The organism is Streptomyces misionensis, assembly GCF_900104815.1.
Taxonomy (GTDB): Bacteria; Actinomycetota; Actinomycetes; order Streptomycetales; family Streptomycetaceae; genus Streptomyces; species Streptomyces misionensis.
In genome coordinates, this window is the sequence record NZ_FNTD01000004.1 from 1,725,112 (window position 1) to 1,748,029 (window position 22,918).

At 71.5% G+C, this 22,918-nt stretch carries 18 protein-coding genes; 3 read left to right on the top strand and 15 right to left on the bottom strand.

Features of this window, described 5'->3' with window-relative positions:
* Positions 1–143: 143 nt before the first annotated feature.
* The 9 genes from aroB to BLW85_RS09365 form a co-directional block, all read right to left on the bottom strand.
* Positions 144–1,235: a 3-dehydroquinate synthase gene (gene aroB, locus BLW85_RS09325; RefSeq protein ID WP_070030059.1), complete on the bottom strand. Its 1,092-nt coding sequence runs from the start codon at positions 1,233–1,235 to the stop codon at positions 144–146.
* Positions 1,232–1,747 (bottom strand): shikimate kinase, encoded by a 516-nt coding sequence (locus BLW85_RS09330; protein ID WP_070030060.1) that lies wholly within the window; start codon positions 1,745–1,747, stop codon positions 1,232–1,234. The genes aroB and BLW85_RS09330 overlap by 4 nt, the downstream gene beginning before the upstream one ends.
* On the bottom strand, positions 1,744–2,928 hold the full coding sequence (aroC, locus tag BLW85_RS09335; protein ID WP_070030061.1) for a chorismate synthase: 1,185 nt from the start codon (positions 2,926–2,928) through the stop codon (positions 1,744–1,746). The genes BLW85_RS09330 and aroC overlap by 4 nt, the downstream gene beginning before the upstream one ends.
* A 164-nt stretch (positions 2,929–3,092) precedes the next feature.
* On the bottom strand, positions 3,093–3,932 hold the full coding sequence (locus BLW85_RS09340; protein WP_070030062.1) for a shikimate dehydrogenase: 840 nt from the start codon (positions 3,930–3,932) through the stop codon (positions 3,093–3,095).
* On the bottom strand, positions 3,913–5,601 hold the full coding sequence (mltG, locus tag BLW85_RS09345) for an endolytic transglycosylase MltG (protein ID WP_074991814.1): 1,689 nt from the start codon (positions 5,599–5,601) through the stop codon (positions 3,913–3,915). Before mltG ends, BLW85_RS09340 begins: the two co-directional genes overlap by 20 nt.
* 122 nt (positions 5,602–5,723) lie before the next feature.
* Complete coding sequence (gene ruvX, locus BLW85_RS09350; protein WP_070030064.1) at positions 5,724–6,188, bottom strand: Holliday junction resolvase RuvX; 465 nt, start codon at positions 6,186–6,188, stop codon at positions 5,724–5,726.
* Between the two features lie 25 nt (positions 6,189–6,213).
* Positions 6,214–8,886: an alanine--tRNA ligase gene (gene alaS, locus BLW85_RS09355; protein WP_070030065.1), complete on the bottom strand. Its 2,673-nt coding sequence runs from the start codon at positions 8,884–8,886 to the stop codon at positions 6,214–6,216.
* Positions 8,886–9,233: a hypothetical protein gene (locus BLW85_RS09360; protein ID WP_074991815.1), complete on the bottom strand. Its 348-nt coding sequence runs from the start codon at positions 9,231–9,233 to the stop codon at positions 8,886–8,888. The genes alaS and BLW85_RS09360 overlap by 1 nt, the downstream gene beginning before the upstream one ends.
* Before the next feature lie 7 nt (positions 9,234–9,240).
* Positions 9,241–9,684, bottom strand: coding sequence for a DUF948 domain-containing protein (locus BLW85_RS09365; RefSeq protein WP_070030067.1), 444 nt, complete (start codon positions 9,682–9,684; stop codon positions 9,241–9,243).
* 161 nt (positions 9,685–9,845) lie between these two features.
* Here BLW85_RS09365 and BLW85_RS09370 point away from each other — a divergent pair, with 161 nt between their 5' ends.
* Positions 9,846–12,011, top strand: a complete 2,166-nt coding sequence (locus BLW85_RS09370) for an ATP-binding protein (RefSeq protein WP_244174849.1) — start codon at positions 9,846–9,848, stop codon at positions 12,009–12,011.
* Between the two features lie 102 nt (positions 12,012–12,113).
* Here the strand turns inward: BLW85_RS09370 and rpsD are convergent, their stop codons facing one another.
* The 5 genes from rpsD to BLW85_RS09395 form a co-directional block, all read right to left on the bottom strand.
* Positions 12,114–12,728: a 30S ribosomal protein S4 gene (gene rpsD / locus BLW85_RS09375; RefSeq protein ID WP_070030068.1), complete on the bottom strand. Its 615-nt coding sequence runs from the start codon at positions 12,726–12,728 to the stop codon at positions 12,114–12,116.
* Between the two features lie 303 nt (positions 12,729–13,031).
* On the bottom strand, positions 13,032–14,387 hold the full coding sequence (locus BLW85_RS09380; protein WP_070030069.1) for a replication-associated recombination protein A: 1,356 nt from the start codon (positions 14,385–14,387) through the stop codon (positions 13,032–13,034).
* Positions 14,388–14,467: 80 nt separating this feature from the next.
* Positions 14,468–15,124 (bottom strand): vitamin K epoxide reductase family protein, encoded by a 657-nt coding sequence (locus tag BLW85_RS09385; RefSeq protein WP_070030070.1) that lies wholly within the window; start codon positions 15,122–15,124, stop codon positions 14,468–14,470.
* 689 nt (positions 15,125–15,813) lie between these two features.
* Complete coding sequence (hisS, locus tag BLW85_RS09390) at positions 15,814–17,076, bottom strand: histidine--tRNA ligase (protein WP_074991816.1); 1,263 nt, start codon at positions 17,074–17,076, stop codon at positions 15,814–15,816.
* Between the two features lie 13 nt (positions 17,077–17,089).
* Positions 17,090–17,797 (bottom strand): MBL fold metallo-hydrolase, encoded by a 708-nt coding sequence (locus BLW85_RS09395; RefSeq protein WP_070030072.1) that lies wholly within the window; start codon positions 17,795–17,797, stop codon positions 17,090–17,092.
* Positions 17,798–17,977: 180 nt separating this feature from the next.
* Between BLW85_RS09395 and BLW85_RS09400 the strand changes: the two genes are divergently transcribed.
* Both BLW85_RS09400 and BLW85_RS09405 read left to right on the top strand, forming a co-directional pair.
* On the top strand, positions 17,978–18,802 hold the full coding sequence (locus BLW85_RS09400; RefSeq protein ID WP_074991817.1) for a peptidylprolyl isomerase: 825 nt from the start codon (positions 17,978–17,980) through the stop codon (positions 18,800–18,802).
* 144 nt (positions 18,803–18,946) lie between these two features.
* Positions 18,947–20,176 (top strand): DUF349 domain-containing protein, encoded by a 1,230-nt coding sequence (locus tag BLW85_RS09405; protein WP_070030074.1) that lies wholly within the window; start codon positions 18,947–18,949, stop codon positions 20,174–20,176.
* 72 nt (positions 20,177–20,248) lie between these two features.
* Here BLW85_RS09405 and relA read toward each other — a convergent pair whose 3' ends face one another.
* The gene (gene relA, locus BLW85_RS09410; protein WP_074991818.1) at positions 20,249–22,786 is read right to left on the bottom strand and encodes a GTP pyrophosphokinase; all 2,538 of its coding nucleotides are present in this window, start codon (positions 22,784–22,786) and stop codon (positions 20,249–20,251) included.
* Between the last annotated feature and the right edge of the window lie 132 nt (positions 22,787–22,918).

Below are 22,918 nucleotides of genomic sequence, written 5' to 3' on the forward strand. Positions count from 1 at the left end.
CCGAACGGTACCGTCCCCGGCCGTCGTTCGGTGAAACGGCCGGGAAGGGCCCGAAGTGCCCTACGGGGCACGGAAAGCGGCGCGGCCCGCCGGGAGCGGGCCGCGCGGGGGCCGGTCACACCAGGGGCCGGCCGCGTCGGGGGCTACTCGCCCACTTCTCCGTAGGCGGCCAGCAGCACGGCCGGGTCGGGGCCCTCCAGGACGGTCGGCTTGGCCAGGCCGTCCAGGACGATGAAGCGCAACAGGTCGCCGCGGGACTTCTTGTCGACCTTCATGTTCTCCACCAGCTTGGGCCACTGGTCGTAGCGGTAGTGCAGCGGGAGACCGACGGACTCCAGGATCGCGCGGTGGCGGTCGGCGGTCGCGTCGTCCAACCGGCCCGCGAGACGGCCGAGTTCGGCGGCGAAGTGCATGCCGACCGCGACCGCGGCGCCGTGCCGCCACTTGTAGCGCTCGTTCTTCTCGATGGCGTGGCCGAGGGTGTGGCCGTAGTTGAGGATCTCCCGGCGCCCGGACTCCTTCAGGTCCGAGGAGACGACCTCGGCCTTCACCCGGATCGAACGCTCGATCAGCTCGGCCGTGTGCGGGCCGGCCGGGGTGCGGGCGGCCTCGGGGTCGGCCTCGATCAGGTCGAGGATCACCGGGTCGGCGATGAAGCCGGCCTTGATGATCTCGGCGAGCCCGGAGACGTAGTCGTTGACCGGGAGGGAGTCCAGCGCCGCCAGGTCGCACAGCACACCGGCCGGCGGGTGGAAGGCGCCCACCAGGTTCTTGCCCTCGGCGGTGTTGATGCCGGTCTTGCCGCCGACCGCCGCGTCCACCATGGCGAGCACGGTGGTCGGTACGGCGATCCAGCGCACCCCGCGCAGCCAGGTCGCGGCCACGAAACCGGCGAGGTCCGTGGTGGCGCCGCCGCCCACGCCGACGATGACGTCGGTGCGGGTGAAGTTGGACTGGCCGAGCGCCTTCCAGCAGTAGGCGGACACCTCGGCGGTCTTGGCCTCCTCGGCGTTGGGCACCTGGATGGCGATGGCCTCGTAACCCTGCTCGGCCAGGTCGGCGCGGAGCGCGTCGCCGGTCTCGGCCAGCGCCTCGGGGTGGATCACGGCGACCCGCTTGGCCTTGGGACCGATCAGCCCGGCCAGTTCGCCCAGGAGCCGGCGGCCGACCAGCACCTCGTAGGGGTCGGTGCCCGCGGTGCCCGCGATCTGGATCCGGGTGACTGCCTCGCTCATGCCTTCTTCAACTCCAGTGCGTCCAGCGCCGCTTGCGCGACCTCTTCGGGGGTGCGCCCGTCCGTCTCCACGACGGCGGTGGCGACCTCCTCGTACAGATGGCGCCGGGCCTCCATCAGCTCCCGCCACTGCTTGCGCGGATTGACCGCGAGCAGCGGACGGGCCACGTTCAGGCCGGTGCGCCGCACCGCCTCCTCCACCCCCATGGAGAGGTAGACCACCCGCTGCCCGGCCAGCAGCGCGCGCGTGTCGGCGTCCAGGACCGCGCCGCCGCCGAGCGCGAGGACGCCCTCGTGCCCGGCGAGCGCGGCGGCCACGGCCGCCTTCTCCAGCGCCCGGAAGAACTCCTCGCCCTCGTCCACGAAGATCTCGGAGATGGTCCGGCCCTCGGCGGCCACGATGTCGTCGTCGGTGTCCCGGTAACCGCTGCCCAGCCGCTCGGCGAGCAACCGGCCGACGGTGGACTTGCCCACGCCCATCGGGCCGACCAGGACGACCTGCGGGGCGGTCATCGGATCGCGAGGTTGTCGAGGTACGAGCGGACGTTGCGCCGGGTCTCGGCCACCGAGTCACCGCCGAACTTCTCGGCGACCGCGTCCGCGAGCACGAGGGCCACCATGGCCTCCGCGACGATGCCCGCGGCCGGCACGGCGGAGACGTCGGAGCGCTGGTGGTGGGCCTGGGCGGCCTCGCCGGTGGCCACGTCCACGGTCCGCAGGGCGCGCGGCACCGTCGCGATCGGCTTCATCGCCGCCCGCACCCGCAGCAGCTCACCGGTGGACAGGCCGCCCTCGGTGCCGCCCGCGCGGCCGGAGACGCGCCGGATGCCCTCGGGGGTGGCGACGATCTCGTCGTGCGCCTTCGAACCGGGCACCCGCGCCAGCTCGAAGCCGTCGCCGATCTCCACGCCCTTGATCGCCTGGATGCCCATCAGGGCACCGGCCAGCCGCGCGTCCAGCTTGCGGTCCCAGTGCACGTGGGAGCCGAGGCCCACCGGAACGCCGTAGGCCAGCACCTCGACCACGCCACCGAGGGTGTCGCCGTCCTTGTGGGCCTGGTCGACCTCCGCGACCATCGCCTTGGACGCGTCCGCGTCCAGGCAGCGCAGCGGGTCCGCGTCCAGCTTCGCCACGTCGGCCGGCGTCGGGTACACCCCCTGCGGGGCCTTCACGGAGCACAGCTCGACCACGTGGGAGACGATCTCGATGCCGGCCGTCTCCTTCAGGTAGGAGCGGGCGACCGCGCCGAGCGCGACCCGGGCCGCGGTCTCCCGGGCCGAGGCGCGCTCCAGGATCGGCCGGGCCTCGTCGAAGCCGTACTTCTGCATGCCCGCCAGGTCGGCGTGACCGGGCCGGGGCCGGGTCAGCGGCGCGTTGCGGGCGAGTCCGTCGAGGACCTCGGCGTCCACCGGGTCGGCCGACATGACCTGCTCCCACTTCGGCCACTCGGTGTTGCCCACCATGATCGCGACCGGCGAGCCGAGGGTCAGCCCGTGCCGGACGCCACCCAGGAAGGTGACCTCGTCCCGCTCGAACTTCATCCGCGCACCGCGGCCATAGCCGAGCCGCCGCCGCGCCAAGTGGTCCGCCACCATCTCCGTGGTGATCGGCACGCCGGCGGGAAGGCCCTCCAGCGTCGCGACAAGTGCGGGACCGTGGGACTCCCCCGCGGTCAGCCAACGCAGCCTGCTCAACGGTGCTCCTCAGTGTTCGCGCCCGGTACTGCCCTGCGTACGCGTGTCCTCGCGTGCGGTGACGGCGTGACCGGATGCGCGACGCCGGTCCGCCACCACCGATCCTCCCACGTCCGGGACGGCTGTCCGGCTTCCGGTCCAGCAGGCGGACGACTCCGGCCCGGTCAGCGGGCGGCGAGCGCCTGTTCCCCGGCCCGGCGCATGGCCTCCAGCGGGGCCGGGGCACGGCCGGTCATCCGCTCGACCTGGAGGACGGCCTGGTGGACCAGCAGGTCCAGGCCGCCGACCACGGCGCCGCCGTACATGGACCAGCGGGCCGCCAGCTCGGTGGGCCAGGGCTCGTAGAGCACGTCGAAGAGGGTGGCGGGGCGTTCGGGCACCGCGGCGGCGAGGGCGTCGGTGGTGCCGGCCGGGGTGGTGGCGATCACCAGCGGGGCGCGCAGCGCCCGCGCCGCCTGCGACCAGTCCGCCGTGCGCACGTCCACGTCGAGGCGGCGGCCCCACTCGCGCATCTCGGCGGCCCGGGCCTCGCTGCGCACATAGGCGACGACCTCGCCGGTGCAGATCCGGGACAGGGCGGCGAGCGCGGAGGAGGCGGTGGCGCCCGCGCCGAGGATCGCGGCGGAGTCCACCTGCTCGACGCCGTGCTCGCGCAGCGCGGCCACCATCCCCGGGATGTCGGTGTTGTCGCCGCGGGCGCGGCCGTCCTCGGTGAACACGACCGTGTTGACGGCGTCCACCGAGGCGGCCGTCTCGCTGATCTCGTCGAGCAGCGGGATGACCGCCCGCTTCAGCGGCATGGTCAGCGACAGCCCCGCCCACTCGGGCCCGAGCTTCTCGAGGAAGCCGGGCAGCGCGGCCTCGTCGACCTCGAAGCGGTCGTACGACCAGCCGGTGAGCCCCAGCTCGGCGTAGGCCGCCCGGTGCAGCACCGGGGAGAGCGAGTGGGCGATGGGCTGTCCGAGCACGGCGGCCCGGCGGGCGTCAGTTGCCCGAGGTGGCATTGAACTTGTCCTTGAGCTGCTTGAATTCTTCGTAGGTCTTGGCGAATTCGGTATTGGTCGTACCGTCGGTCGCCACGAAATAGATCCAGCCGTCGTGAGTCGGGTTCAGCGTCGCCTTGAGCGCGTCCTCGCCGGGGTTTCCGATGGGACCGGGCGGCAGGCCCTTGTGGGTGTACGTGTTGTACGGGCTCTGGTTGCTGTTGATGTCCTTCTCGGAGATGTGGATGTTGCTGGTGCCCTTGAGGTAGTTGTACGTCGAGTCGAACTGGAGCAGCTGGTTCGTCTCGGTGTTGGTGGGCTTCAGGCGGTTGTAGACCACTTCCGCCATCTTGCGGAAGTCGTCGTGGGTCTTGCCCTCCGCCTGGACCAGGCTCGCGACCGTGACCAGCTCGAACGCGTTGTGCAGGCCCAGCGACCTCGCCTTGGCGTCCAGGCCGTAGGCGGCGTACCTCTCCTTGGCCTGGGCCACCATCTGCTTGAGGATCGCATCGGGTTTCATGCCCTTGGCGGCCGCGTAGCTGCCCGGGAAGAGGAAGCCCTCCAGCGGGTCCTTGATATTGCTGTCGCTGGAGACCCAGGACGGCAGACCGAAGGTCCGGTACTCCTTCGCGGCGATCTTCTGGGTCGTTCCGGCGGCCAATTGGAGTTTCTTGTCGATGTCCTGGTACACACCGGCATTTCGCTCGCCCGGCCGCACCATCACATTGTTCTGGCTCTTCGGGTCGAGCATCATCCGCACGGCGCTGGCGGCGGACATCTCCTTTTTCAGGAGATAGGCGCCGGCCTGGATCGAGTCGCCGCCCGGTGTGGTCCCCTGCGCGTGCACGAAGGCCTCGGCGCTCTTGACGACCCCGGCCTCCTTGAGGCGCCGCCCGATGTCCCAGCCTCCGGCGCCCTTGGGGATCTCCACGGTCACCGTCTCGCCGGTGCCGTCGCCCGCGTAGTCCGGGGCCGGAGCGAAACGGTTCTGGTAGAACTTGTAGCCGTAGTAGCCGACCCCGCCGAGGCCGCCGCCGAAGACCAGGACGACGACCATGCAGGCGCAGCCGGTGCGGCGCTTCTTGCTCTTGACGGGCTTTCTGCCCTTGCCGGCGCGCCGCTCGGCGCGGCCGGCCCGCTCGTGCGGCTCGTCGTCCTCGTCGTCGCCGCCCGCGAAGAAGGCGTGCTCCTCCTCGCCGTCCACGGCGGGGTCCGGCTCGGGTTCGACCTCGGGGCGCCTGCGGCCGGGCGGCTCCGGCGGCGGGTAGGCGTCCTCGGCGGCGTAGAAGTCGGGCTGCTCGGCGCCGTAGGCCACCGGCTGCTGCCCGTAGGGGTCGCCTGGGTCGGCCGCGTAGGGCACCTGGCCGTGGGTGCCGGTCGCGTCCCAGCCGCCCTGGTGGCCGGGCTGGGGGTGCTGGCCGGGCTGGGGGTGCTGGCCGGGGTACTGGGGGTCGTACGGGGTCTGGCCCTGGTCGGCGTAGTACGGGTACTGCTGACCGTCATAACCGGGCTGGGGCATCTGCTGCCAGTCGCCGTGCTGCGGCTGCTGCGGGTACTGCTGCTGCGACCGGCCTCCGTAGGCAGCCTGATGACCGGCGTACGCCTGCTGCCCTTCCCATCCGCCGTCCCCGTACAACGGGTCCTGCGGATGCCACGGTTCGGAGCCTGGGCCCCGGCCATACTCAGTCATCGATCCCCTAGAGCCGCGAGGCCGGCGGTCACGCGGCCAGTGGACCGGCTTCCGCTCCGCCTCTTGCTGTGCGGCGGCTGTTCGAACACCGCCGCATCGCGCGGAACGTTACCGTATCGCGATCAGATGACCACTTCGACGCCCTCACCGGGTGCTTTACCTGACACCCGTTCGGATTCCAGGGCCTGCTGGAGGATGACCACGGCGGCGGCCTGGTCGATGAAGGCGCGGCCCTTCTTGGACTTCACGCCCGACGCCCGCAGCCCCTGGCTGGCCGTCACCGTCGTCATCCGCTCGTCCACCAGGCGCACCGGCACCGGCTCGATGCCCTTGGCCAGCTCCTGGGCGAAGGCGCGGACCTTGACGGCGGCCGGGCCCTCGCCCCCCTTCAGGGAGCGAGGGAGACCGACGACGACCTCGATCGGCTCATACTCCGCCACCAGTTGACGCAACCGGCGGTGGGCGGCGGGGATGTCACGGCCGGGGACCGTCTCCACCGGGGTGGCGAGGATCCCGTCGGGGTCGCACGAGGCGACCCCGATCCGGGCGTCCCCGACGTCGATCGAAAGCCGACGTCCTCTGCGCATTTCCGACCGTTTCCTTACTGGGCTATCACTTGGCGGTCTCGGCCACGAGACGCTCGACGGCCTCGGCGGCCTCGCCGACGGCGGCCGGGTTCTGGCCGCCGCCCTGGGCGACGTCCGGCTTGCCGCCACCGCCGCCGCCGAGGGTCTTGGCGGCGGTGCGCACCAGGTCGCCGGCCTTCAGACCGCGCTCGCGGGCGGCCTCGTTGGTGGCGATCACGGTCAGCGGCTTGCCGTTGTTGACCGTGAACAGGGCGACCACGGCGGCCCGGCCGCCCTGGATGCGGCCGCGCACGTCGAGGACCAGCTTGCGCAGGTCGTCCGGCGTGGTGCCGTCCGGCACCTGCCCCGTGACCAGGGCGACGCCCCGCACGTCCTTGGCCGAGTCGGCGAGCCCGCCGGCGGCCTGGAGCACCTTCTCGGCGCGGAACTTCTCGATCTCCTTCTCGGCGTCCTTCAGCTTGCCGAGCATGGCGGCGACCTTCTCCGGCAGCTCCTCGGAGCGGCCCTTGAGCAGCTCGGTCAGCTGGTTGACGACCGTGTGCTCGCGGGCGAGGAAGTTGTAGGCGTCCACGCCGACCAGAGCCTCGATACGGCGCACACCCGAGCCGATGGAGGACTCGCCGAGCAGCTTGACCAGGCCCAGCTGGGCGGTGTTGTGCACATGGGTGCCGCCGCACAGCTCCTTGGAGAAGTCGCCGATGGTCACCACGCGGACCCGCTCGCCGTACTTCTCGCCGAACTCGGCGATGGCGCCCTGCTTCTTGGCCTCGTCGATGCCCATGACCTCGGCGTGCACGTCGAGGTCGCGGGCCAGCACCTCGTTGATCTTCTGCTCGACGTCGGTCATCACGGCCGTCGGCACGGCGGACGGCGAACCGAAGTCGAAGCGGAAGCGGCCGGGCTGGTTCTCGGAACCGGCCTGGGCGGCCGTCGGGCCGAGGGCGTCGCGCAGGGCCTGGTGGGTGAGGTGGGTGGCCGAGTGGGCGCGGGCGATGGCCTTGCGGCGGCGCACGTCGATGGAGGCGTGGGCCTTGGCGCCGACGGTGACCTCGCCGACCTGGACCACGCCCTTGTGGACGTAGACGCCCGGCACCGGCTTCTGGCAGTCGCGGATCTCGATCACCGCACCGGAGTCGACCTTGATCCGGCCGGTGTCGCCGATCTGACCGCCGCCCTCGGCGTAGAAGGGGGTGCGGTCGAGGACGACCTCGACCTCGTCGCCCTCGGTGGCGGCCGGCGAGGAGACGCCGTCGACCAGCAGGCCGACGACGGTGGACTCGCCCTCGGTGTCGGAGTAGCCGATGAAGTCGGTGGCGCCGGCGCTGTCGGCGATCTCGCGGTAGGCACCGAGGTCGGCGTGGCCGGTCTTCTTGGCCTGGGCGTCGGCCTTGGCGCGCTCGCGCTGCTCCTTCATCAGCCGCCGGAAGCCGTCCTCGTCCACGGCGAGGCCCTGCTCGGCGGCCATCTCCAGGGTGAGGTCGATCGGGAAGCCCCAGGTGTCGTGGAGCAGGAAGGCCTTCTCACCGGAGAGGACGGTGCCGCCGGACTGCTTGGTCTCGGTGACGGCGGTGTCCAGGATGTTGGTGCCGGCCTTCAGCGTCTTCAGGAAGGCGTTCTCCTCGGCGAGGGCGACCTTCTCGATGCGCTCGCGGTCGGTGATCAGCTCCGGGTACTGCTGGCCCATCATGCCGATCACGGTGTCGATCAGGTCCTTGACGACCGGACCGGTGGCACCCAGCAGCCGCATGTTGCGGATGGCGCGGCGCATGATGCGGCGCAGCACGTAGCCGCGGCCCTCGTTGCCCGGGGTGACGCCGTCGCCGATGAGCATGACGGAGGTGCGCATGTGGTCGGTGACCACGCGCAGGGAGACGTCCGAGTCGTGGGAGTCGCCGTAGCGGACGCCGGTCAGCTCGGTGGCCTTGTTGATGACGGCCATGGAGGTGTCGATCTCGTACATGTTCTGCACGCCCTGCAGAATCATGGCGAGGCGCTCCAGGCCGAGGCCGGTGTCGATGTTCTTGCTGGGCAGGTCGCCGAGGATCTCGAAGTCGTCCTTGCCGGTGCCCTCGCCCCGCTCGTACTGCATGAAGACGAGGTTCCAGATCTCCACGTACCGCTCGTCGTTGACGGCCGGGCCGCCCTCGACGCCGAACTCAGGGCCGCGGTCGTAGTTGATCTCGGAGCAGGGGCCGCAGGGGCCGGGGACGCCCATGGACCAGAAGTTGTCCTTCTTGCCCAGGCGCTGGATGCGCTCCTTGGGCACGCCGACGACCTCGTGCCAGATCTGCTCGGCCTCGTCGTCGTCCTGGTAGACGGTGATCCACAGGCGCTCGGGGTCGAGGCCGTAACCGCCCTTGTCCAGGGAGCTGGTGAGCAGCTCCCAGGCGTACTTGATGGCGCCTTCCTTGAAGTAGTCGCCGAAGGAGAAGTTGCCGCACATCTGGAAGAACGTGCCGTGGCGCGTGGTCTTGCCGACCTCTTCGATGTCGGGCGTGCGCACGCACTTCTGCACGCTGGTGGCGCGGTCGAACGGCGGCTTGACCTCACCCAGGAAGTAGGGCTTGAAGGGCACCATGCCGGCGGGGACGAGGAGCAGAGTCGGGTCGTCCGCGATGAGCGACGCCGAAGGGACGACGGTGTGCCCGCGCTCCTCGAAGAAGCTCAGCCAGCGGCGGCGAATCTCGGCCGACTCCATCAGTGGTCCTCATTCCGGTTGTACGAGTACATCGGGGCTTCGATGTACTTCGGGTTGCTGCGGTTGTTCTCGATGGCGGCGAGCCGCCGGGGCGCGGGGAGCCCGGGGGCTTCCTCGATGCCGAGGGCCTCCTGGAGCTCCGCCTCCCGCTGGGCCATGTTGTCGCGGACGTCGGTGGCGAAGCCGACCGCGCGGTCCTTCAGGCGCTGCCCGGTCTCCAGGGCCTTGTTGGCCGCGGTGGCGGCCAGGCTCTCCGGGGTCAGCTGCCGGATCCTGCGGTTGACCTTGGTGGTGGCCCAGACGCCGGCGGCGACGCCGGTCGTGAACCAGAACGTACGACGGAACATCGCTCGGTCAGTCCCTCTTCCCGCGGGGGTTGCGCTTGCGTCGTGCGGCAGGGACCGTGCGGCCCACGATCACGGTACGCCGGGGCGACTTCTCGGGCACGTCCCCCTTGCGGCCGCCGAGCGCCCTGCGGACGCCGTAGCCGAAGGCCGCGACCTTGACCAGCGGGCCGCCGAAGGTGGAGGCGACGGTGGTGGACAGCGCGGACGCGTTCGAGGTGACCTCCTGGACGTCCGAGGCGATCGCGTCGACCCGGTCGATCTGGGTCTGCGCGGAGCGCACCGCCTGGGAGGCGTCCGCGAGCAGCGGGACGGCCTGGTCGGTCACGTCCGCCACGAGCTTGGTGGTCGCCTTGAGCGTCTGGGCCAGCCTCGCGAGGGCCACCGCGAGGAAGGAGACCAGGATCGCCCAGAAGACGGCCACCAGGATCCCGGCCACCTCGCCACCGGACACTGTGCGCACCCGCTCCCTGAAACGTGCCTGAGCATCGGAAAAGTCGTGCACCGAGCCTATCGCGCCGGGGCGGCGGCTCCGTACCGGATTACCGGCGGGAACGGTGGAGTTACGGGAAGCGATTGTACGGAACGAACACGGTTCAGTACCCTCCGTGTCCCATGCGAGGTCCTCAGTGCCCAGAACCTTTCGCCGATGGCGAGCCACCCCTCGAACTGACCGCATTCGTCGGACGGGCGGCGGAGCTGGACTCCCTGGCCGCGGCGCTGCGCTCGGCCCGCCTGGTGACGGTGACCGGTACCGGCGGGGTGGGCAAGTCCCGGCTGGCCGCCCGGCTCGTGGCGGACCACGAGGGCGCGCACGGGTGGGTGGAGCTGGCGCCGGTGCGCGACGCGCAGTTCGTGGAGTACGCGGTGGCGGAGGCACTGGGACTGACCGACCACACCACCAGGTCGCCCCGCGAGGCGCTGCTGGAGCACTCGGCCGCGCTGCCGCCGCTGCTGGTCGTCGACGGGTTCGAGCACTTGGCCGGGGCCACGGCCGAGCTGGTGGCGGAGCTGCTGCGCAGGCTGCCCGGGCTGCGGGTGCTCGCGGTGGGCCGGCGTCCGCTGGGGCTGGCGGGCGAGCGGCTGTTCCCGCTGGCGCCGCTCGCTCCGGACGAGGCGGTGGAGCTGTTCACGCGGCGGGCCCGGGAGCAGGGGCTCACGGTGGCCGACGGCCCCGAGGTGCGGGAGCTGTGCCGGCGGCTGGACGGCATCCCGCTGGCACTGGAGCTGGCGGCCGGCCGGCTGCGGGCGCTGTCCCCGGCACAGCTGCTGGAGCGCCTCGGCGACCGGTTCAGGCTGCTGACCGGCGGCGGCCGGGACGCGCTGCCCCGGCACCAGGCGCTGCGCACGGCGATCGGCTGGAGCCACGAGCTGTGCACGCCCGCCGAGCGGCTGCTGTGGGCGCGGCTCTCGGCGTTCGCGGGGACCTTCGACCTGGAGGCGGTCGAATACGTGTGCAGCGGGGACGGACTGGCCGCCGACGACGTCCTGGACGTGCTGTCGGAGCTGCTGGCCCAGTCGGTGATCGCCCGCGAGGACGGTCCGGCGGGCCCGCGCTACCGGATGCTGGACAGCGTTCGCGCCTACGGCGCGGGCTGGCTGGAGGCGGCCGGGGACGCGGCCCGGCTGCGGCGGCGCCACCGGGACTGGTACCTGGGCCTGGCCGCCTGGTGCGAGCTGGAGTGGTTCTCGCCCCGGCAGGGTGAGGTGGCCGCGCGGGTCGCGGTGGAGCTGCCCAATCTGCGCACCGCGCTGGAGTTCTGCCTGACCGAGCCGTCGGAGGCGCATCTGGGCCAGTGCCTGGCGGGATCCCTCTGGTTCTGCTGGGTGGGCTGCGGGCGGCTGGCGGAGGGGCGGCGCTGGCTGGAGCGGAGCGTGGCGCTGGAGTCGGGCTACGAGCGCTCGCTGCTGAAGGCGCTGTGGGTGCTCGGCTACGTGGCGGTGCTCCAGGGCGACGCCGCGGCGGCGCTGGAGGCGCTGGGCGCCTGCCGGGAGCGGGCCGAGCGGACGGGCGATCTCGCGGCGGTGGCGTACGCGGAGCACCGCACCGGCTGTCTGGCGCTGGTCACGGACGATCTGCCGCGTGCAGAAACGCTGCTGCGGTCGGCGCTCACCCGCTACCGCGAGATCGGCGAACTCAACAGCAACGTGCTCATGGGCCACGTCGAGCTGGCGATGGCACGCGCCTTCCAGGGCGATCTGCCGGACGCGGTGCGGCTGTGCGAGGAGGTACGCCGGGTCTGCGAGGAGCACGGGGAGCGCTGGGCACGGTCGTACGCGCTGTACGTGCTGGCGTACGCGGCCTGCCGGGACGGCGCCCCGCAGCGTGCCCGCGAGCTGCTGACCGAGTGCCTGCGCCACGCCCATGCCTTCGACGACCTGCTCGGCACGGTCCTCGCGATCGAGCTCCTCGCGCTGGTGACGGTGACCGAGGGCGACGCCGCCGAGGCAGCGCTCCTCCAGGGCGCGGCGAGCGGGCTCTGGCCCTCGGTGGGCCTGCCGCTCTTCGGCTCGGACCACTACAACGCCCCGCACGCCCAGTGCGAGAAGAGCGCCCGCCGGGCGCTGGGCGACACCCGTTACGAGGAGTGCGCGCGCCGCGGGGCCGGTCTGGACCGCGCGACGGCCGTGGCCCGGGCCCTCGGCCACCGCGGCGCGGCGCCGTCGGCCGCGCTGCCGCCGCCGCGCGGCGCGGGCGGGCGGGGCGGGGCGGGCACGGACGGGGGGCGTGCGCCGGAGCGGAGCGCGGTCGGCGCGAGACGCCGGGAGGGCGGCCGGTAGGGCGCGGGCGACCGGCTCGGAAAACGCGAGACCCGCCGGCTCGCCCGCCCCAAGGGGCGGAGAGACGGCGGGTCCGGGTGTGGTGCTACGCGCGCGCCGGGATCAGCGGGCGTAGTACTCGACGACGAGCTGCTCGTCGCAGATCACCGGGATCTCCTTGCGGTTCGGCTCGCGGTCCAGGCGGAACGCCAGGGCCTTGAGGTTCACCTGGAGGTAGCGCGGGGTCTCGCCGTCCGCGGCGAAGCCACCCTCACGGGCGATCTGGAAGAGCGTCTTGTCCTTGGAGCGGTCGCGGACCTGCACGACGTCGTCCGGACGGACACGGAAGGACGGCTTGTCGACCTTCTGGCCGTTGACCTGGATGTGGCCGTGGACGACCATCTGGCGGGCCTGGTAGATCGTGCGGGCGAGACCCGAGCGCAGGACCAGCGCGTCGAGGCGGCGCTCCAGCTCCACGATCAGGGCCTCACCGGTCTTGCCCTGGACCTTGGAGGCACGCTCGTAGGCGCGCACCAGCTGGCGCTCGGAGATGTCGTACTGAGCGCGCAGGCGCTGCTTCTCCAGCAGACGGACCTTGTAGTCCGAGTTCTGCTTGCGGCCGCGGCCGTGCTCACCCGGCGGGTAGGGGCGGGCCTCGAAGTACTTGACGGCCTTCGGGGTCAGCGCGATGCCGAGGGCACGCGACTTCTTGACCTTGGGGCGGGACTGGTTCGCCACTGTCTCTATCTCGTTTCGTAGTGTTCGGCTTGCCAGGGTTTCGGGAGGTCGCATCCGCAGCCGGGAAAACCCGCCGGTCCACGAGGGACCTGCCGGGCAGCCGCTTCCCTGGTCTGGGCACATACGTGCAGCACGCGAGTGGCCCACCGACCGTCCCGGGCCCCGGGTGGTGGTGGGCTGCCCGCGACACCGATCGACGGTGCGCGACGCTCCTGGAGCCCGTCCGCGAAGGACGGGATCTCCGGCCTGCTGTCCCGCTCTGACGGCACGGGACTAGGCGCTCCGCAGCAGTCTACAGGCTGCTCAGCTCCGCCTGCGACCGAGGTGCTTGCGGGTCCACTCGACTGCGTCGGCGTACCGCGCCTCGGCGCCGTGCCTGCCCGGTGTGTAGTACTCGCGGTCCTTCAGGGCGTCCGGCGCGTACTGCTGCCGGGCGATGCCCTCGGGCAGGTCGTGCGGGTACACGTACCCCTGGGCGTGGCCCAGCTTGGCGGCGCCCTTGTAGTGGCCGTCGCGCAGATGCGGCGGCACCGCTCCCGCCAGGCCCTTGCGCACGTCCTCCAGGGCGGCGCCTATCGCCGTCGTCGCGGAGTTGGACTTGGGGGCGAGGGCGAGCGCGATGGTGGCGTGGCTGAGGGTCAGGGCCGCCTCGGGGAAGCCGATCATGGCGACGGCCTGGGCGGCGGCGACCGCGATGGGCAGCGCGTTGGGATCGGCCAGGCCGATGTCCTCGCTGGCGGAGATCATCAGCCGGCGGGCGATGAAGCGGGGGTCCTCGCCGGCCTCGATCATGCGGGCCAGGTAGTGCAGGGCGGCGTCGACGTCGGAGCCGCGGATGGACTTGATCAGGGCGCTGGCGACGTCGTAGTGCTGGTCGCCGTCGCGGTCGTACTTCACCGCCGCCCGGTCGACGGTCTGCTCCAGGGTCGCCAGGGAGATCTCGCCCTCGCCCTGGTCGAGGGCGGCGCCGGCGGCGGCCTCCAGGGCGGTCAGGGCGCGGCGGGCGTCGCCCCCGGCGATGCGCAGCAGGTGTTCCTCGGTGTCCTCGGGGAGGGCGACCGCGCCCTTGAGGCCGCGTTCGTCGTCGAGGGCGCGGCGCAGCAGGCCGCGGATGTCGTCGTCGGTGAGGGGTTCGAGGGTGAGCAGCAGGGAGCGGGACAGCAGCGGGGAGATCACCGAGAAGTAGGGGTTCTCGGTGGTGGCCGCGATCAGGGTCACCCAGCGGTTCTCGACCGCGGGCAGCAGGGAGTCCTGCTGGGCCTTGCTGAAGCGGTGGATCTCGTCCAGGAACAGGACGGTCTCGGTGCCGAAGCCGCCGGCGGCGCGGCGGGCGCCGTCGATGACCGCGCGCACCTCCTTGACGCCCGCGGTGATCGCGGACAGTTCCACGAAGCGCTTGTTGGTGGCCTTGGAGACGACGTAGGCGAGGGTGGTCTTGCCGGTGCCGGGTGGGCCCCACAGGATCACCGAGGAGGCTCCGGCGGGGCCGCCGGAGCCCTCGCCGACCAGGCGGCGCAGGGGCGAGCCGGGCTTGAGCAGGTGCTGCTGGCCCACGACCTCGTCGAGCGTGCGCGGGCGCATGCGCACCGCCAGGGGACTGGCCGACGGATCCTTCTCCTGGCGTTCTTCTGCTGCGGCGGTGAAGAGGTCGGGTTCCACCCTGAAACCCTAAGACACGCCACCGACAATGCCGCCCGGCCCCGGTCCGGGGCGGGCGGCGGGCAGGCGGTTACGGGGGCTCAGGCCCAGAGCTGGCTGCCCCAGCGGGTGAGGATCAGCATGGCGATGATGCCGCAGTGGGTGACCGGCAGCACCCAGGTGAACTCGCCGAGGAAGGAGCGCAGCCAGCGCGGGGCGGGCAGGAACCCGTTGCGGACGTTGGACGAGGTGACGTACCAGAACATGGTGATCGTGGCGACCCAGGCCAGGGAGCACCACAGGCACAGGGCGTTGATCCGGTACAGGGACTCGAACTGGAGCCAGGTGACGAAGCAGACGCCGAAGAGGGTGCCGAAGTTGAACGTCAGCCAGTACCAGCGCGGGAAGCGGACCCGGGTCAGCAGGCTCATGCCGACGCAGATCACGATGCCGTAGCAGACGAGGCCCAGCATCGGGTTCGGGAAGCCGAAGGCGGCGGCCTGCTTGCTCTCCATCACGCTGCCGCAGGAGACCACCGGGTTGACGCTGCACCCGGGGGTGAACGTCTTGCCCGCGACCTTGGCTTCGAGGATCTTGAACTTGTCGAGCGTGATCACCCAGGCGGCCAGCAGCCCGGCCGCGCCGGTGATCACCAGCAGCAGGGCGAAGGCCCGGCTGCCGCCCACCGTGCGGGGCGCGTCGGCGGGGCGGTCGGGACCGGACACCGCGGAGACGTCGTTGACTGTCGTCTTGCTCATCACGCCGATTCCGTCACTTGAGAGTTGGACCATCTTCGGGCACCGGCCATTGTGCCGCACCCCGCTGTGTGTCCACCGGTCGACGGGGACATGCGGCTCCGCCCGGAGATCACGGACCGTTCGGTTCTGGCCGCGGGTCCGGGGCCGGCCCGGCACACGCCGGGGAAGTCCGCACCGTACGCGCGGGGACGCGACCCGGGCCGGCGGCCCCGGTCCCGGCATCCGGCGCGGTGCGCGTCCGGCCTGCTCGGACCCGATGGCGCGGGCGTGCGGACTGCGGCACGGCTCCCGCGGGCCACGCCTGCCGACGGCGGTGGGGCCACGGCCCCCGGCGCGGGCCCGGCGACGGGCAACGGCACACGAAGACCCCCGTACCGGAAACGCCTGACAGGACGAATCGGCACCCGCCGGGTTGACGCATCTGGCCGGTTCCGTTCATCAGCGAGCGGGCCGCACCGCGAGCCCGAAGCCGCTAGTGCTGTGACCGGAAAGGTTCACCGGCTCGCGACGCCCGGCACGGCACCTCGCCGCGTTGTCGCGTCACCCGAGTACATCCAGTACGCGGGCGACGCTCCGCCTTGCGATGCACCGCACCGGACGCCGCGAGCTTTCCGGCGAACCTTCCCGGCCACAGCACTAGAAGGGCACCGGGGACTCCGACTCCCCGGCGCCCTTCTCCGCTTCGCCTGCTAGCCGAGCCGGGACTCCAGTTCGGCGACGATCTCGTTGACGCCGATCGCGGTCTGCTCGCCGGACTCCATGTCCTTGAGCTGGACGACACCCTCGGCGAGGTCGCGCTCACCGGCGACCAGCGCGTACCGCGCGCCGGAGCGGTTCGCGTTCTTCATCGCGCCCTTGAGGCCCTTGCCGCCGTACGAGAGGTCCGCCGCGATGCCGACCTTGCGCAGCTCGGTGATCTTGGCGAACAGGACGCGGCGGGCCTCCTCGCCGAGCGGGACGGCGTAGACGGAGGTGGTGGCGGGCAGGTCCAGCCGGATGCCCTCCGCCTCCAGCGCGAGGACCGTGCGGTCCACGCCGAGGGCCCAGCCGACCGAGGGCAGCGCGGGGCCGCCGATCATCTCGGACAGGCCGTCGTACCGGCCGCCGCCGCCCACCGCGGACTGCGAGCCGAGGCCGTCGTGCACGAACTCGAAGGTGGTACGGGTGTAGTAGTCCAGGCCGCGCACCAGCTTCGGGTCGTCCTCGAAGGCGACGCCCGCCGCCGTGATCAGGTCGCGCACCTCCTCGTGGTACGCCTTGCAGGCGTCGCACAGGTAGTCGCGCAGCAGCGGCGCGCCGGTCAGCTGGACCTGGACCGACTCGCGCTTGTCGTCCAGGACGCGCAGCGGGTTGATCTCGGCACGCCGGCGCGTGTCCTCGTCCAGGTCCAGGCCGCGCAGGAAGTCCTGGAGCGCGGCCCGGTACACGGGCCGGCACTCCTTGTCGCCCAGGCTGTTGAGCAGGATGCGGAAGTCGCGCAGCCCCAGCGAGCGGTACGCCTGGTCGGCCAGGATGATCAGCTCGGCGTCGAGCGCCGGGTCCTCCGCGCCGATCGCCTCGGCGCCGACCTGGGAGAAGTGGCGGTAACGGCCCTTCTGCGGGCGCTCGTAGCGGTAGTACGAGCCCGAATACCAGAGCTTCACGGGCAGGTTGCCCGACTTGTGCAGGTTGGCCTCCAGGGCCGCGCGCAGCACGGAGGCCGTGCCCTCGGGGCGCAGGGCGAGCTTGTCGCCGCCCTTGGTCTCGAAGGCGTACATCTCCTTGGTCACGATGTCGGTGGACTCGCCGACGCCGCGCGCGAACAGTTCGACGCTCTCGAAACCGGGGGTCTCGACGTAGCCGTAGCCGGAGTTGCGCAGCGGGGCGGCGATCGCCTCGCGGACCGCCAGGTACGTGGCCGAGTCCGGGGGGATCAGGTCGTAGGTGCCCTTGGGGGCCTTGAACGTGCTCACGGAAGCTCTCTCGTCACATTCCTCGTCGGGGAGCCGGGGAGGCTCCCTGGCCGGCGGCCACTTCCCGCAGATAGGGGTTGGTGGCGCGCTCGCGGCCGATGGTCGTCTGGGGGCCGTGGCCGGACAGGACCACGGTGGAGTCGTCGAGCGGCAGGCACACACGCCCCAGCGACTCCAGCATGTCCGTCATGGACCCGCCCGGCAGGTCGGTGCGTCCGATGGAGCCGGCGAACAGCAGATCCCCGGAGAAGAACACCGACGGCACGTCGGCGCTCTCGGGCATCCGGAAGGTCACCGACCCCTTGGTATGGCCCGGCGCGTGCGCGACGGAGAACTCCAGCCCGGCCAGCTCCAGTTTCGCGCCGTCGGCCAGCTCCCTGACGTCGTCCGGCTCGCCCACGGTCAGCTCCCCCATCAGCGGCATCCCGATGGAGCGGCCGAGCGCCTTCTCGGGGTCGCTCATCATGTACCGGTCCGAGGGGTGGATCCAGGCGGGCACGTCATGGGCGCCGCACACCGGGACGACCGAGGCCACGTGGTCGATGTGGCCATGGGTGAGGACGACGGCGACGGGCTTGAGCCGATGCTTCTTCAGCGCGTCCTCGACTCCTTCGGTGGCCTGGTGGCCCGGGTCGATGATCACGCACTCCTCACCGGCGGCGGGGGCGACGAGGTAGCAGTTCGTCCCCCAGGCCCCGGCGGGGAACCCGGCAATGAGCACGATCGTCCTTCGTTGTGTCGGTGACAGTCGGCGACTGGGCGGCTTCGGCCGCACTCAGAGCCTACCGGCGCTGCCGTTTCCTCAGCGAACCCATATACGGTACGGGGCTACACGCAGTGGTCGGCCCACGAGGACGCACGCGTACCGCTCGACACACGACACGCATGAGGAGAGAACCCGGTGGTCAGCCAGGAGCAGCGGCGGCGTCAGCTCGCCCGGGAGAAGTTCTTGCGGCAGCAGCAGCGGCGCACCGAGGCGCGGCGCAAGGCCCGCGTGCGCAACTCCGCGATCGCGTCGGTACTGGGCGTGATCGTGATCGGCGCCGTGGCGCTGTACACGACCCATGTGCTGGGGGACGGCGACAAGAAGACCGACGCGAGCGCCAAGACCACGCCGAGCGCGTCCGCCTCGCCCAGCAAGGCGCCGGACCCGTGCCACAAGCCGGCGGCCGGCTCGGTGAAGAAGCTCAGCTGGAAGAAGGAGCCGGCGATGTCGATCGACACGTCGGCGAAGTACACGCTGGACCTGGCGACGACGTGCGGTGACATCCCGATCGCGCTGAAGGCGTCGGCGGCCCCGCACACGGTCAACTCCTTCGACTTCCTCGCCGGCAAGGGCTACTTCGACCACACCAAGTGCCACCGGCTGACCACGCAGGGCATCTACGTGCTCCAGTGCGGCGATCCGCAGGGCACCGGCATGGGCGGTCCCGGCTACACGCTGCCGGACGAGAACCTGAAGGACGCCAGCCTGAAGAAGAACACGTACCCGGCGGGCACGGTGGCGATGGCCAACACCGGTCAGAAGCACACCGGCGGCAGCCAGTTCTTCCTGGTGTACAAGGACAGCCCGCTGCCGCCCCAGTACACGCCGTTCGGCACGATCGACGCGGCCGGCATGAAGGTGCTGAACAAGATCGCCGGCGCGGGCGAGAGCACCGGCCAGGGCGACGGTGCCCCGAACGCGACCGTGGTGATCGACAAGGCGACCGTCACCAAGTCCTGAGGACGGCGTGGGCTCCCGGCGGAATTTCGGTCGCGCTGGATGCGGACAGGGAACCCGCTGGTCGCCTATGTTGGCCGTGACGAAACTGTGGTCGATGCCCGGGGGCGCTGAGGCACCCCGCAGGCATCATGTGGAGGAGGCGCTGTGAGCAGCGACCCGTGGGGCCGCGTCGACGAGACGGGGACCGTGTACGTGCGTACGGCCGACGGCGAGCAGGTCGTCGGATCCTGGGCGGCCGGCTCCCCTGAGGAGGCGCTGGCCTACTTCGAGCGCAAGTACGAGGGCCTGGTTGTCGAGATCGGCCTCCTCGAGAAGCGAGTGCGCACCACCGACCTGTCGGCGAAGGACGCCCAGGCCGCCATCGGTCATCTGCGCGAGCAGGTGGACGCGCACCACGCGGTCGGCGACCTGGAGGCGCTGCGCCGCCGGCTGGACAAGCTCGTGGAGACGGTCGAGGCCCGCCGGGAGGAGCGCAAGGCCCAGCGGGCCAAGCAGTCCGACGAGGCCCGCAAGGCCAAGGAGGACCTGGTCGCCGAGGCCGAGCAGCTGGCGCAGTCCGACCAGTGGCGGGCCGCGGGTGAGCGGCTGCGGGCGCTGGTGGACACCTGGAAGGGGCTGCCGCGGCTGGACCGCAAGTCCGACGACGAGCTGTGGCACCGCTTCTCGCACGCCCGGTCGGCGTTCTCCAAGCGGCGCAAGGCGCACTTCGCCCAGCTGGACGCGCAGCGCGAGGAGGCCCGCCGGGTCAAGGAGCGGCTGGTCGCCGAGGCCGAGGCGCTGTCCGGTTCCACGGACTGGGGTCCGACGGCGGCCCGTTACCGCGAGCTGATGGCGGAGTGGAAGGCCGCGGGCCGCGCCCAGCGCGAGCACGAGGACGACCTGTGGAACCGCTTCCGCGGCGCGCAGGACGTCTTCTTCGCCGCGCGCAGCTCGGTGTTCGCCGAGCGGGACGCGGAGCAGGCGGAGAACCTCAAGCTGAAGGAGGAGCTGGCCGAGGAGGCCGAGAAGCTCCTGCCGATCGGCGACCTCAAGGCCGCCCGGGCCGCCTTCCGTTCGATCAACGAGCGCTGGGAGGCCATCGGCCACGTCCCGCGTGACGCGCGGCCGAAGGTCGAGGGCCGGATGCACGCGGTCGAGCGGGCGCTCCAGGAGGCCGAGGAGGCCGAGTGGCGCCGGACCAACCCGGAGGCGCGGGCGCGCGCCGAGGGTCTGACCGGTCAGCTCCAGGCCGCCGTGGACAAGCTGCGGGCGCAGATCGAGCAGGCCCGCGCCCAGGGCAACAACGCCAAGGCCGACAAGCTGGAGAGGGAGCTGGAGGGCCGCCAGGCACTGCTGGACCAGGCTCTGAAGGGCCTCCAGGAGTTCGGCGGCTGAGTTCCCTCGTTGCCGGTGTGAAAGGGCCCCGTACGCGCGTACGGGGCCCTTTTCCCTGTCCGGGGGCGGTGGTTACGAGCGGCTGCGGCCCGAGGTCACGCGGTAGACGTCGTACACGCCCTCCACGCCCCGGACGGCCTTCAGGACGTGGCCGAGGTGCTTGGGGTCGCCCATCTCGAAGGTGAAGCGCGAGGTGGCCACCCGGTCGCGGGAGGTCTGCACGGCGGCCGACAGGATGTTGACGTGCTGGTCGGACAGGACGCGGGTGACGTCCGACAGCAGCCGGGAGCGGTCCAGCGCCTCGACCTGGATGGCGACCAGGAAGACCGAGGACTGGGTGGGCGCCCACTCGACGTCGAGGATGCGCTCCGGCTCCCGGGACAGCGAGTCCACGTTGACGCAGTCGTTGCGGTGCACGGAGACGCCGCTGCCGCGGGTGACGAAGCCGATGACCGGGTCGCCGGGTACGGGCGTGCAGCAGCGGGCCAGCTTCACCCACACGTCCTCGACGCCCTTGACCACGACGCCGGGATCGGCGCTGGAGCGGCGCTTGCGGCCGCGGCCGCGGGACGGCGGGACCGACTCGTCGATCTCCTCGGTGGCCGCCTCCTCGCCGCCGAGGGCCTGCACCAGCTTCTGCACGATGTTCTGCGCGGAGACATGGCCCTCGCCTATCGCCGCGTAGAGCGCGGAGATGTCCGAGTAGCGCATCTCGTGGGCGAGGGTGATCAGGGAGTCGCCGTTGAGGATGCGCTGGATCGGCAGGTTCTGCTTGCGCATGGCCCGCACGATGGCGTCCTTGCCCTGCTCGATCGCCTCGTCCCGGCGCTCCTTGGAGAACCAGGCGCGGATCTTGTTGCGGGCGCGCGGCGACTTGACGAAGCCGAGCCAGTCGCGCGAGGGTCCGGCGCCGGCCGCCTTGGAGGTGAACACTTCCACCAGGTCGCCGTTGTCCAGGGTGGATTCGAGCGGTACGAGCCTGCCGTTGACCCGCGCTCCTATGGTGCGGTGGCCGACCTCGGTGTGCACGGCGTAGGCGAAGTCGACGGGGGTGGCGCCGGCCGGGAGCGCTATGACGTCGCCCTTGGGCGTGAAGACGAAGACCTCGTTGCGGGACAGGTCGAAGCGCAGGGACTCCAGGAACTCGCCCGGGTCCTCGGTCTCCTTCTGCCAGTCGAGCAACTGCCGCAGCCACGCCATGTCGTTGATGGCGTCCTTGTCCTTCGCGGACGTCTTGGGCGCGTCGGTGCGGACCTTGGAGGCGCCGGCGACGGCCTCCTGCTTGTACTTCCAGTGCGCGGCGATGCCGTACTCGGCCCGGCGGTGCATGTCGAAGGTGCGGATCTGGAGTTCGACGGGCTTGCCGTTGGGACCGATCACCGTGGTGTGCAGCGACTGGTACATGTTGAACTTGGGCATCGCGATGTAGTCCTTGAACCGGCCGGGGACTGGGTTCCATCGCGCGTGCACCGTGCCGAGGGCGGCGTAGCAGTCGCGGACGGTGTCGACCAGGACGCGGATGCCCACCAGGTCGTAGATCTCCGCGAAGTCACGGCCGCGGACGATCATCTTCTGGTAGACGCTGTAGTAGTGCTTCGGGCGGCCGGTGACGGTCGCCTTGATGCGGGCGGCGCGCAGGTCGGACTGGACCTCATCGGTCACTATGGCCAGGTACTCGTCGCGCTTGGGCGCCCGTTCGGCCACCAGCCGGACGATCTCGTCGTACATCTTGGGGTAGAGGATCGCGAAGGCGAGGTCCTCCAGCTCCCACTTGATGGTGTTCATGCCCAGGCGGTGGGCGAGCGGCGCGTAGATCTCCAGGGTCTCGCGCGCCTTCTTCTCCTGCTTCTCCCGCTTGAGGTAGCGCATGGTGCGCATGTTGTGCAGGCGGTCGGCGAGCTTGATGACCAGGACGCGGGGGTCCTTGGCCATGGCGACGACCATCTTGCGCACCGTCTCGGCCTGCGCGGCCTCGCCGAACTTGACCTTGTCCAGCTTGGTGACGCCGTCGACGAGCAGGGCGACCACGTCGCCGAAGTCGCGGCGCAGGTCCTCCAGGCCGTACTCGGTGTCCTCGACGGTGTCGTGCAGCAGTCCGGCCATCAGCGTGGCCGGGTCCATGCCCAGCTCGGCGAGGATGGTGGTGACCGCGAGCGGGTGGGTGATGTACGGGTCGCCGCTCTTGCGCTTCTGGCCGCGGTGCCAGCGCTCGGCGACCTGGTAGGCGCGCTCGATCTGGCGGAGGGTGGAGTTCTCGATCTTGGGATCGTTGCTGCGCACTATCCGCAGCAGCGGCTCCAGGACCGGGTTGTACGGGTTGGCGCGCTGCACGCCGAGGCGGGCCAGCCGGGCGCGGACGCGGTTGGACGAGCCGGTGCGGCCGGGCTGCACGGAGGGCGGGCGCACCACGGGGGGCTGGGCCGGACGCTCGGTGGGAGCCGGTTTGGGGCGCACGGCCTCGGCGGACTTCTCGACGGGGGCGGACGGGGCGTGCTCGACCGCCCCGCGGGTGTCGTTCTTGGCGGTCGACACGTTGGGCGCGGGTTTCGCCGCGGCCGCCGAGGCGGGCTCGGGCTTGGCGGCGGTCAGTGGCTGGGCCTCGTCTGGCAAGAGGGCTCCTCGTGCACGTTCCGGGTCCGCTGGTCAGGCCCGGACACCTATGGTATCGAGCCTGAGGACTGAGTGCCGAGGAGCCTGCTTACTGATCAGGGGCCCGAGCCCGGCTCGCGCCCCTGACCTCAC